Source organism: Enterococcus sp. DIV0876, from assembly GCF_050529585.1.
Classification (GTDB): domain Bacteria; phylum Bacillota; class Bacilli; order Lactobacillales; family Enterococcaceae; genus Enterococcus_D.
In genome coordinates this window covers 39,710-51,319 of the sequence record NZ_CP172882.1, presented here as the reverse complement: position 1 = coordinate 51,319, position 11,610 = coordinate 39,710, and the positions used below count along the sequence as shown (strand labels likewise).

The 11,610-nt window shown below is 40.8% G+C and carries 10 protein-coding genes; 7 read left to right on the top strand and 3 right to left on the bottom strand.

Annotated elements, in window-relative coordinates:
- Nucleotides 1–25 precede the first annotated feature (25 nt).
- The 3 genes from IGI41_RS00240 to IGI41_RS00230 are packed head-to-tail and all read left to right on the top strand — an operon-like array spanning nt 26 to nt 1,090.
- Nucleotides 26–346 (top strand): PadR family transcriptional regulator, encoded by a 321-nt coding sequence (locus tag IGI41_RS00240; protein WP_430610572.1) that lies wholly within the window; start codon nt 26–28, stop codon nt 344–346.
- Nucleotides 339–929, top strand: a complete 591-nt coding sequence (locus IGI41_RS00235) for a DUF1700 domain-containing protein (RefSeq protein ID WP_430610571.1) — start codon at nt 339–341, stop codon at nt 927–929. The genes IGI41_RS00240 and IGI41_RS00235 overlap by 8 nt, the downstream gene beginning before the upstream one ends.
- On the top strand, nt 926–1,090 hold the full coding sequence (locus tag IGI41_RS00230) for a hypothetical protein (RefSeq protein ID WP_430610570.1): 165 nt from the start codon (nt 926–928) through the stop codon (nt 1,088–1,090). Before IGI41_RS00235 ends, IGI41_RS00230 begins: the two co-directional genes overlap by 4 nt.
- A gap of 215 nt (nt 1,091–1,305) precedes the next feature.
- On the opposite strand, the gene IGI41_RS00225 is transcribed toward IGI41_RS00230, so the two are convergent.
- Nucleotides 1,306–1,791 carry a DUF2798 domain-containing protein gene (locus IGI41_RS00225; protein WP_430610568.1) on the bottom strand — a complete coding sequence of 162 codons (486 nt, stop codon included), beginning with the start codon at nt 1,789–1,791 and terminating at the stop codon, nt 1,306–1,308.
- A gap of 259 nt (nt 1,792–2,050) precedes the next feature.
- Here IGI41_RS00225 and IGI41_RS00220 point away from each other — a divergent pair, with 259 nt between their 5' ends.
- Nucleotides 2,051–3,415: an MFS transporter gene (locus IGI41_RS00220; protein WP_430610567.1), complete on the top strand. Its 1,365-nt coding sequence runs from the start codon at nt 2,051–2,053 to the stop codon at nt 3,413–3,415.
- A gap of 58 nt (nt 3,416–3,473) precedes the next feature.
- Here IGI41_RS00220 and treP read toward each other — a convergent pair whose 3' ends face one another.
- Entirely contained in the window at nt 3,474–5,483 is a 2,010-nt protein-coding gene (gene treP, locus IGI41_RS00215; protein ID WP_430610566.1) for a PTS system trehalose-specific EIIBC component, read from the bottom strand.
- A gap of 333 nt (nt 5,484–5,816) precedes the next feature.
- On the opposite strand from treP, the gene IGI41_RS00210 reads away from it, so the two are divergent.
- From IGI41_RS00210 to treR, 3 genes are read left to right on the top strand one after another with little or no spacing between them, the layout of a single operon-like run.
- Complete coding sequence (locus tag IGI41_RS00210; protein ID WP_430610565.1) at nt 5,817–8,444, top strand: glycoside hydrolase family 65 protein; 2,628 nt, start codon at nt 5,817–5,819, stop codon at nt 8,442–8,444.
- A gap of 13 nt (nt 8,445–8,457) precedes the next feature.
- A complete protein-coding gene (pgmB, locus tag IGI41_RS00205) occupies nt 8,458–9,108 on the top strand; it encodes a beta-phosphoglucomutase (protein WP_430610564.1) in 651 nt (216 codons plus the stop codon).
- Between the two features lie 54 nt (nt 9,109–9,162).
- A complete protein-coding gene (treR, locus tag IGI41_RS00200; RefSeq protein WP_430610563.1) occupies nt 9,163–9,879 on the top strand; it encodes a trehalose operon repressor in 717 nt (238 codons plus the stop codon).
- A 48-nt stretch (nt 9,880–9,927) separates the two neighbouring features.
- On the opposite strand, the gene rny is transcribed toward treR, so the two are convergent.
- Nucleotides 9,928–11,502 carry a ribonuclease Y gene (gene rny, locus IGI41_RS00195; protein ID WP_430610562.1) on the bottom strand — a complete coding sequence of 525 codons (1,575 nt, stop codon included), beginning with the start codon at nt 11,500–11,502 and terminating at the stop codon, nt 9,928–9,930.
- Between the last annotated feature and the right edge of the window lie 108 nt (nt 11,503–11,610).

Genomic DNA, 11,610 nt, shown 5'->3' with positions numbered 1-11,610 from the left:
ATTGGTATGAAACGGAGGGAAACCAGTGGATGCACAATTAAAAAAAGGGTTGTTGGAAGTTTGTGTATTGGCTTTTCTTGCAAGAGGTGATTCTTACGGCTATGAAATGGTCAAAAATATATCCCCTTTATTGCCCATCTCTGAATCAACTCTCTATCCTATTTTGAAGAGGCTGGAAATGAGTCAGTCGGTTCAGACCTATACAAAAAGTCATCAAGGACGCACGCGAAAATATTATCAAATCACTGCACAAGGCAAAGCGCGTATCACTGATTTCCTCACAACAGACTGGCCACAGTTAATGATGATTCAACGATTTATCAAAGGAGGCGTACAAAATGAATAGAGTGAGTTTTATCAAAGATTTGGCTGCAGAATTGTCTTACAAAACCAAGCCAAGCGAAATACATCAGCTGATCAGTTATTATGACGAGATGATTGAGGACCTGATAGAAGAAGGATTTACCGAAGAAGAAGCTGTGGCGCGATTAGGCAAGCCAAAAGATCTAGTCAAAGCACTTCACGCAGAAGAAGAAATCATAGTCGAGATTCCGCGGCGCTTCCATCCTTTTTTATATGTGATTTTGATTCTAGGTTTTCCGTTGTGGGGAAGTTTATTATTAGCTGGGATCTTACTCATGCTGAGTGTGTTGATGGTCTTGTGGTGTGCACCATTCACAACAGGTCTCTTGGGTATAACAGGCGTTCTTGGTGGGATCGCTAGTGTTGTCCTAAGTCCATTATTAACAGCTGATGGTCTTTTTCTCTTATTTACTCAATTAGGCACCGGACTCTTCTTGTTCGGATTCGGATTACTATGTTTACTAGCAACTTATTATATGACTCGCTTCTTTTCACGTCTGTCATGGACATGTATTACCTGGCCAAAACAACGATTGAATACCTATAGAAAGAAGGTCCTCCAATGATTAGAATCAACAAAAAATTCCTTGTCACTATCAGCCTTGTGTTTATGTTCCTTGGTTTGGTGATCGGATGTATTGGATTTGCAATGGGGGGATTTTCTGCCCAATCTTATCATGCCGAGGAACGTCGCTGGTATCAACTCGTTGGTGTCCCTACTGAGTGAGCAAAAAAGTTCAACAATTTCACCAAACAGTGAAATTGTTGAACTTTTCTTTTTTTCGCAAGCATATTACTATAAATATACATCCTGTATCCTTTTTAAAGGGTAGCCAAAAAAATCCATACCATCCTATGGATTTTTTTGTGCATAAGTAAACAATAGCAAAAAGCGGCGTCAGGGCTAGTTCATCAGCCACAGATTCCGCTTTTTTCCTACCATTATTCTTCGATCGTTTGAACTTCTTGGACAGTGCCGATTGGGAATAATCCACGGAAAATCCCACGGATGATTGGTCCTGCAACGAAAAGTTGCAATGGCAAGGCAACGATCACGTTTTTGCCAATATTGATCAACCAGTTGATCAATAGATTATGGGCAGGGTTACCATGCATGATAGCGCCGAACAATGACATAAAGAAGACCATTCCGGCAATCATCATTGAAGAGATCAAACCAATTTTTTTCCAGGTTGAAGAATCAGGAGTCAAAAATTTAAAAGCAAAACCTTTAGCTGGTCCAGAAACGATGAACCAATCAAGGATAAATGCGATACAAAGTGCCAATGGCAACTCATTCCAAGCCAATTGGAACGCCTCTAGAGAAACACCTACTTGGAACATGAGGTTATAAACACTCATAAAGTACACCATGAAAAAACACATCAAGGTGGTATAAATCAAACTTTCTTTTTTGTTGATGGGCATGAAACAACTTCCTTTCTTTTTGTGTTACCCGACTATTCTAGCAGAATAAAAATTTTCGTGTAAGCAAAAGTTTGTAAATTTTCAAAAAAAGTTTTTCATTCCTTTTTAAGCACCCCTCTTGACACCGTTCCTTCTAATCAGTAGAATAGCTAATAGATTAAATCGTACAGATAACAAGCGGTCACGCTTGTCGAGAGAGAGGCGGTTTCTATGAAAATAGAAACGGTCTTTTTTTCTGCGAATTTTTAGAGGTGAACTTATGGAAAACAACAAAAAACTCGTGGGGGCTATCCTCGCAACTGGATTGATGTCATTTGCCGGTGTTTTGATCGAAACGGCTATGAATGTCACCTTTCCAACCTTGATTCAACAATTTGGGATCACAACGTCAGATGTACAGTGGGTGACAACGATCTATCTATTGGTGATTTCGATCATTGTCCCTATTTCAACTTTCCTTCTGAAGAGATTTCAATTAAGGACACTATTTTTGGCAGCCAATATCTTCTTTCTCGCTGGATTGGTGGTTGATTTCTTATCGCCGACGTTTGCCATCTTGTTATTGGGTCGTTTATTTCAAGGCGCCAGCACCGGCATTGCGCTGCCGCTGATGTTTCATATTATTTTGACCTACTCTCCTTATGAAAAACGGGGCGCAACGATTGGGCTGGGTAACTTAACGACATCGATTGCCCCAGCGATTGGTCCAACTTATGGCGGATTGTTGACAGCACATTGGTCTTGGAATGCTATATTTTTATTTTTGATCCCTGTTTTACTGCTTTCGCTATTTCTTGGTTTATCATCGATTCCCAAAAATACGATCCAAAAAAATGGAACATTAGATGCCCTAAGTGTGCTGGCGATCGTGATGCTCTTTAGTGGTTTCTTGCTATTCCTCAATCAATTGGGAACGATTGCTAGTCTTGTACCCCTTGTTGTTGGCCTCATTGGTCTATGGTTGTTTGGTCAACGTGCCAAAGGCCCAAATCCTTTGATTCGCCTAGATGTCTTGAAGAATCGAAGCTTTCGGCTTTTTCTTTGCGGTTTTCTTGTTTGCCAATTCTTACTTTTAGGCGTATCTTTCGTCTTACCGAATTTCGTTCAGATCGTCTTAGGCAAAGATGCGTTTACTGCCGGTTTGGTCATGCTGCCAGGTGCTGCGATCGGAGCAATATTGGCACCGATCGCCGGCCGTTTATTGGACAAAGTTGGTCCTAAAAAACCAATCTTGAATGGCATGGTTCTCATCGTTATCGGTTGGTTCGCTTTGGCCCTTTTATTACGCAGTACATTGATTTGGGGATTGGTGGCAGGTCACGTATTTTACATGGTGGGCATTGGCTTATCCTACAGCAATATGATGACGACTGGATTGAACAAATTAACGCCAGAATTGTATGCCGACGGCAATGCGATCTTCAATACGCTGCAACAATTTTCTGGTGCTGTGGCAACAGCGATCGTAGCTACGATCATTAATCTGGCACAGCGCAATGCAGGCTACATGCAAGGAACGATCCTTGGTTCTCAAATCGCTATGGTTGTCCTTTGGGTACTGGTCTTGGCCATTCTTTTCTTTATGCTCCGCTACTTCTTTCGACCAAGTCATAAGATAAAATAAAAAAAACGAGTCATAGGTTTCTAAAAATAGAAACCAATGACTCGTTTTTTGTTTTGATTTATTTTAATTTTACAGAACCAATTTGATCTTTTGCTTTAACAGTTCCTGTTTTTGCGAATGAAAGTTGATCGATTTTTTCTGCATTGGTAATGACCGTCAATACATCCGTCTGTTTCCCAGCTGCTGTCACTGCATCTAGATCCATTACAGCAATTTTTGTTTCAGGTGTCACGGTATCGCCTTCGGCTACTGTGATCTCAAATGGTGCGCCTTTTAATTCAACTGTATCTAAACCCATATGAACCAAGACTTCTGCGCCGCCAGGAGTGAGAATCCCAATGGCATGTTTGGTTTCAAAAATACTAGAGATTTTCCCAGCTACTGGGGCATAAATCGAGCCGTTCGTCGGTTGCACAGCAAAACCGTCACCCATCATTTTTTGTGAAAATACCGGATCTGATACCTCAGTGATCGCAATCACTTGACCATCTGCGGGTGCATAAAGTGTTTCTTCAGTGACAGCCGTTGTTGTGGATGCAGGCGTTGCTGCGAATGTTGCAGATTGGTTTGTTGCACCTGATCCCACACCCGCACCAGCCGTTGCCAGGCCATTATTATAGTCTGTTGCGACATCAGCACCAACTTGATCGATTTTATTAAAGATGCCTTGACGTCGGAAAACGATGGTTAAGATGAATGGTACGACAATAGCAATCAGCATCGCAATCGCAAAAGCCAACCAGCCGCCGCCTTCTGTTCCGTTGATAGCCAAAATCCCTGGTAATCCACCTACCCCGATGGCATTTGCACGGACGCCCATTAAGTTATTGAACATGCCAGCAATACCAGAACCTACCATTGCTGCTACGAAAGGATACACATATTTCAAGTTGATCCCAAACATTGCTGGCTCGGTTACACCAAGGTAACAAGAAATCGTCGCTGGAATCGAGACTTGTTCTTCTTTTTCATTCCCACGGTGTAAGAAAATGACTGCCAATACAGCAGAACCTTGGGCAATATTTGACAAGGCAATCATTGGCCACAAGTTTGTCGTTCCAAAAGATGAAATCAACTGTAAGTCAATGGCATTGGTCATATGATGCAGCCCCGTGATGACCAATGGTGCATAGAGGGCCCCAAAGACGAGACTGAACAACCAGCTGACTGAAGAAGTCAAACCAGCATTTACGAAGTTAGAGATGATATCGCCTAACCACCAGCCAATTGGTCCTAAGATGACATGGGCCGCTAAAATCGTTGGCAGCAATGCAAACAATGGGACAAAAATCATTGAGATTGCTTCAGGGATATATTTTCTAAAGAAAATTTCTAAATACGCCAACATAAATCCTGCCAACATCGCTGGAATGACCTGCGCTTGGTAACCAATCTTATCGATTTGCGCAAACCCAAAATCCCAAAAAGGAATATCAGCCGCCGCCGTTCCTGCTACAGCATACGCATTTAGCAGCTGTGGCGAAACCAGCGTGATCCCTAAAATAATACCTAATATTTGCGTGGTTCCCATCTTACGCGTGATACTCCATGTAATACCAACTGGCAAGAAGTGGAAGATTGCTTCCCCAGGAAGCCATAAGAAATCATTGACACCATTCCAAAATACAGAGTTTGAAACAATCGTTCCATTCCCAAAATCAATTTCACCTAATACATTACGGAACCCTAAAATAAGTCCCCCTACAATAATAGCCGGAATAATCGGAGTGAAAATTTCTGCCAAAACAGCAATTGCTCTTTGGAAAGGATTTTGATTCTGTTTGGCAATTGATTTGCTTTCATCTTTCGAAACGCCTTCAATTCCTGAAACAGCCGTGAAATCATTATAAAATGTTGGTACATCATTTCCAATAATCACTTGGAATTGACCGGCGTTAGTAAACATACCCTTCACGCTAGGAATGTCTTCAATCGCCTTCTCATCTGCTTTTGACTGATCATTTAAGACAAAGCGCATCCGAGTGGCACAGTGTGTGACTGCAGCGATATTTTCTTTACCGCCGACATACGTTAACAGCTTTTCAGCATCATCATGATACTTACCCATCCTAATAAACCCCTTTCATATACACTTGTATATATATGTTTTAATGACGAGATAATCATAACTGGATATTTTACAATTTGCAAGCGTTTTACGCTATTTTTTTTGAAATTAAAAATTGAATATCTAAAAATTTTCTCATAAATTGAAATTAATGGCTATATATCAAAGGTTATAGAGTAGTTTCAATATGATAAAATAATAGCTTCCATTTTATTATTTATCTATTTTAAAAACAAAAAAAATAAAAAAACAGATTAGATAAATTGAAAAAGCTTACAAATTACGTTATAATCATTTTGCATGTATAGACAAGTTTGAAGGAGGCTTTCTACTGTGAACATCATTACATTGTCCAATCAGCAGTGGTTACTGCAAGAGACAAACGGCGACCTAACATCTTTTTCTGGTCCATTATTAGAACGAGTAACCGCACTTACATCCTACTTACAGGATACACAAACTGGCGGCATTCTATCAGAAACAATTGTATTTACCAATGAAGAAGGCACGTTTTCACTCGATCAATGGCTGACTGAAAAATTAAATCAGCCTTTCGTCTGCGGTACCGCAGAGACGTTCGATGAAAAAAGTACTGCAATTCCTTGGACACTAGAGTACTACGGTTATACGCCTGGCAAAGATGAATATTCTGTTGAATCATTATTGACAGTCGGAAATGGATTTATTGGGTTGCGGGGAACCACACCTGAAATGACTATCAGTGAAGAAAATTATCCTGGATTGTATATCGCCAGCTTATACAATACGGTAGAATCAGACGTTGCAGGTCATACGATTCGCAATGAAGATTTTGTCAATGCACCCAATTTACAAAAAATGTATCTAATCATCGACGGCGAATTAATTGATATTGCCCATAATCAAATCGATTTTTTCAAGCGAACATTGGATTTGCGCACCGGCTTATTCCAATCAACAGTCGAAATTAAAACCAATGATCAAAAACGCATCCGGATCGAAACGAAAAAAATTGCAAATATGAAAGATGTCCACCAGTATAGTTTAGTATACCAATTTACACCGCTTAATTTTTCTGGTGAGATCACGTTGGTTAGTGAAGCAGACGGCACTGTTTATAATTACAACGTAGCACGTTACCGCAGTTTGACCAATCAACATGTAAAAGTCATCGATACAGCAGCTGAGGAAACCAAAGTACAGCTGGTGGCACAAACCACCAACTCTCAGATCACTATTGTGCAATCATCTGAACTATTTGCATCAGAGATGTCTTTAGGGGCGATACGTTCTGATGTAACAGAAACGGGCGTGAAACAATCATTGGCTTTGAAGGTTCAAGAAGGACAGACCTATCAATTTGAAAAATCTGTCACCGTTGCTGCTTATCGTTCAGATGAAGCACAACCCGTAAACTTGTTGAGCCAACTGGCCCTTCCCCGTTTTGATACGATGTATCGAGCTTCAAAACAGGCGTGGCAGGAATTGTGGCAAGATGCGGCGCTTGAAGTCACTGGTGATTTGATGTCACAAAAAATGCTGAATCTGCATACGTATCATGTGTTGGTTTCAGCGTCACCAAATGCGTATCAACATTCCCTTGATGCCAGTATTACAGCGAGAGGACTTCACGGTGAAGCCTATCGGGGGCATATTTTCTGGGATGAATTGTTTATTTTACCATTTTATATTCTTCATTTCCCGGATACAGCCAAAGAAATCTTGCGCTATCGCTATCGTCGCCTGGCAGCCGCTAAAGCTGATGCCCAAAAAGCTGGTTATCAAGGGGCTATGTTCCCATGGCAATCAGGCCTAGATGGTAGTGAACAATCTCAAGAACTGCACTTGAATCCCATCAGTGGTGAATGGAAAGAAGACCATAGCCGTTTGCAACGCCATGTTTCATTGGCGATTGCTTATAATGTTTGGCAGTATTGGCATAATACCAAGGACAAACAATTTATGGCGAATTATGGCTTAGAATTGATGTTAGAGATTGCTCATTTCTGGCAAAGTGCGGCAACATGGGATGCCCAAGCACAGCGTTACTTTATCGATAAAGTCATGGGTCCAGATGAATTCCACGAAAATTACCCTAATAGCGAAACCGGTGGGTTGAAAAACAATGCATATACCAATATGATGGTAGTATGGTTGTTTGAAGAAATCGATCATTTACAAGCTGAGATCGATCCAGAGATCTTTAACAATGTCCTACAAAAAACTGATTTGACGCTGTCTGACTTAGATAAAATGGCAGATATCCGTACCAAATTAGGTTTAGAAATCGATGCAGACGGCATCATCGCTCAATTTGAGGGCTATTTCCAGTTAGAGGATCTCGATTGGGACCATTACAAAAAAACCTACGGCAATATTTACCGCATGGACCGCATCTTGAATGCAGAAGGCAAAAGTGCTGACTCATATAAAGTAGCCAAGCAGGCAGATAGTTTGATGATTTTTTATAACTTCTCTAAACAACAAGTCAATCAGATCTTGACTGATTTGAATTATACCTTACCTGCTGACTATGTTGAAAAAAATCTCAACTATTATTTACAGCGCACCTCTCATGGGTCAACGCTCTCAAGGATCGTTCATGCGCAACTGGCTGCGATGGTGGATGACCAAGAATTGGCGTGGTCTTTATATCAAGAAGCCCTTTCTTCTGATTATCGAGATATCCAAGGTGGAACAACAGCCGAAGGCATCCATGCTGGCGTAATGGCTGCTACCTTGTTTATTCCATTAACGACATTTGCCGGTATCGATGTCAGAGAACAGGTCGTTCAAATCGCACCAAACTTGCCAAAAGCTTGGGATTCGCTCGCCTTCTCCCTACATGTACGCGGCGTGCATTACCATATCAATGTTACACATGAAACATTGACGATTACTGTGGATCAACCTGAAAAAATCCTAGTCAAAGGAAAAGAATATCAGTTGACCCCCAAAGAACCACAAACAATTATTTATTGAAGGAGTGTTACACATGAAAAAAGGGTTTGTATTTGATTTAGATGGCGTTATTACTGACACTGCCAAATACCACTATATTGCATGGAAAGAATTGGCTGCTGAAATCGGCATCGATATCGATTTAAAATTCAACGAACAATTAAAAGGTATCAGTCGAATGGATTCTTTAGAACGCATCTTATCTTTAGGGAATAAAAATGATGCGTATACTGAAATCGAAAAAGAAGCATTAGCAACGAAGAAAAATACTCAATATGTGCAGTTGCTTCAAAGTTTGACGCCAGATGATTTATTGCCAGGCGTCAAAGAATTCTTAACGCAAGCCAAAGAAAAAAATATCCCGTGCGCTATTGCATCGGCATCAAAAAATGCGCCATTTATTCTTGATAAACTTGGGGTCATGTCAGATTTTGATACAATCGTTGATCCAGCCACACTAAAAAAAGGCAAGCCAGATCCTGAGATTTTTGTTCAAGCAGCGCTTGCACTAGGTATTGATCCTGCCGAAGCGATCGGATTTGAAGACGCACAAGCCGGTATCGATGGTATCAAAGCAGCAGGGATGTATGCTGTCGGTGTCTATTCCGGAGAAGAGCTTCACGGGGCTGATGTCATTGTTGAAAAACTAACTGATTTGAACATTGACGAATTACTGGCGAAATAGCAGATTGCTTTTCCAAAAATGCCTCGCTATAATAGCCTGTGAGGAGGCAGTCGAATGAATAAGTTCAAAGAAATATTTTTAGATTTAGAACAAAAAATCTTGGCCAATGAATATCCCCCACACACCTTGCTGCCAAGTGAAAATCAATTGATTCAAACTTATGGTGTGTCGCGGGAAACGGTGCGTAAAGCATTAAATCTATTGCGTGATGCCGGCTATATTCAAAAAAAACAAGGTAAAGGTTCGATTGTATTGGATCTCAATCGTTTTGATTTTCCAATTTCTGGTCTGACGAGTTTTAGAGAGCTGCAAGAAACGCAACGCATCCCTAGTGAAACTAAGGTGGTCGAAATTCGAAAAATCGCTGTTTCTCCTAAACTACATGAGATCACAGAATGGCCGGTAGCAGCTGAAGCTTGGAAACTCGTGCGCCAACGTAAAATCGATGGCGAAGTCGTTATTTTGGATAAAGACTATTTAGATGCCTCGATCATTAAAGAATTGCCTAAAAAGCAGGCCCAAGTGTCGATTTACGATTATTTCGAAAATGATTTAGGCTTAGAGATTGCATATGCTCAAAAAGAAATCACGGTCGATCCGGTCAATAAGGAATTACGTGATTTAATGGATCTCCATCCAGATGATCAGCACGTTGTCACGGTTCGCAGCTTGGTGTATTTAGAAGATACCCGCTGCTTTGAGTATACGGAATCGATCCATCGCTTAGACAAATTCCGTTTTGTTGATTTTGCGAGACGGAGAAAAATTTAATTAGGTTCGCAAAAAAGGTGCTAGGCTGAATGCCTAGCACCTTTTTTGCTATTTAGCGTAATCTGTTGCACGGGTCTCGCGGATAACAGTTACTTTGATATGGCCTGGATAATCCAGATCATCTTCAATTTTCTTACGTATATCTCGAACCAAACGGACAGCATCCAGATCTGAGATTTCCTCTGGTTTAACCATCACGCGCACTTCACGTCCTGCTTGGACCGCAAAGCTGGAATCAACACCTTTGAAACTATTGGCAATATTTTCCAAGTTTTGCAGGCGACGGATATAATTTTCTAATGATTCGCTGCGGGCACCTGGGCGGGCTGCAGACAATGCATCAGCTGCGGCTACTAAGACTGAAATAACTGAAGTTGCTTCAACATCTCCGTGGTGAGAAGCAATCGCATTGATCACTGTTGCATTTTCTTTATATTTGGCAGCTAATTCTGCACCAATTTCAACGTGAGAACCTTCGATTTCATGATCCAGTGCTTTACCGATATCATGCAATAAACCAGCACGTTTTGCCAATTGGATATCTTCACCTAACTCAGCAGCCAAAACACCACTTAGTTTAGCTACTTCAATCGAGTGGTTCAAGACATTTTGACCATAACTGGTACGGAAACGCAAGCGACCTAGAATCTTGATCAAATCCGGATGTAATGTGTGGGCGCCGACTTCAAATGCAGCTTGCTCACCATATTCACGAATGTTTTCATCCATTTCTTTCCGTGATTTTTCGACCATTTCTTCGATCCGAGCTGGATGGATCCGACCATCTTGAATCAATTTCTCAAGTGTCATCCGTGCAATCTCGCGACGGATTGGGTCAAACCCAGATAAGACGACTGCTTCTGGTGTATCATCGATAATCAAATCAATACCAGTCAATGTTTCCAAAGTACGAATGTTTCGTCCTTCTCGTCCAATGATTCGTCCTTTCATTTCATCGTTTGGCAATGAAACGACAGAAACGGTTGTTTCTGATACCTGATCAGCTGCACATCGTTGAATCGCTAATGACAATAGATTCTTGGCTTTTCGATCTGCTTCCTCTTTGGCACGTTGTTCTGCTTCTTTGACCATGATCGTCAACTCGTGGTTGAGTTCCTCTTCGGTTGATTTCATGATCAATTCTTTTGCATCATCTCTAGACAAAGCAGCAATTCGTTCAAGCTCTCGCTGTTGTCCGTCGATTAAGTTTTCTACTTCTTTTTCTCGCTCGTCAATTAATTGTTGTTTCTCACTAAGTTTGCCTTCTTTATCTTCAAGTGAGCGTTCTCGTTTTTCCAAAGAATCGTCCTTGCGATCAAGCACTTGTTCTCTTTGGAGTATCCGATTTTCCTGTGATTTTAAATCAAGTTTGCTTTCTTTCAACTCACTTTCAATTTCTGACCGATACTTCTGATTTTCTTCCTTAGCTTCTAACAATGCTTCTTTTTTGAGAGTTTCTGCTTCTTTTTTAGCGCTTTCGATAATCCCAGTTGCTGAATTCTGTGCGCCGTTGATTTCTTTCTCATGACGAGATTTCGTCACAAAAACTCCTAATCCAAGACCGACAATTAAACCGATGATAGCGAGGAGAATGTAAAGTAGTTCCAATGAATCCACCTCCATACTATCTTTTTAAATATTTTGTAGTTTTGATAAGTAAATGATAACAAAATTATCAATAGTCTACTGTTATGTGGAAAACCACATAAGTTTATTCTAATGTTTGAACAC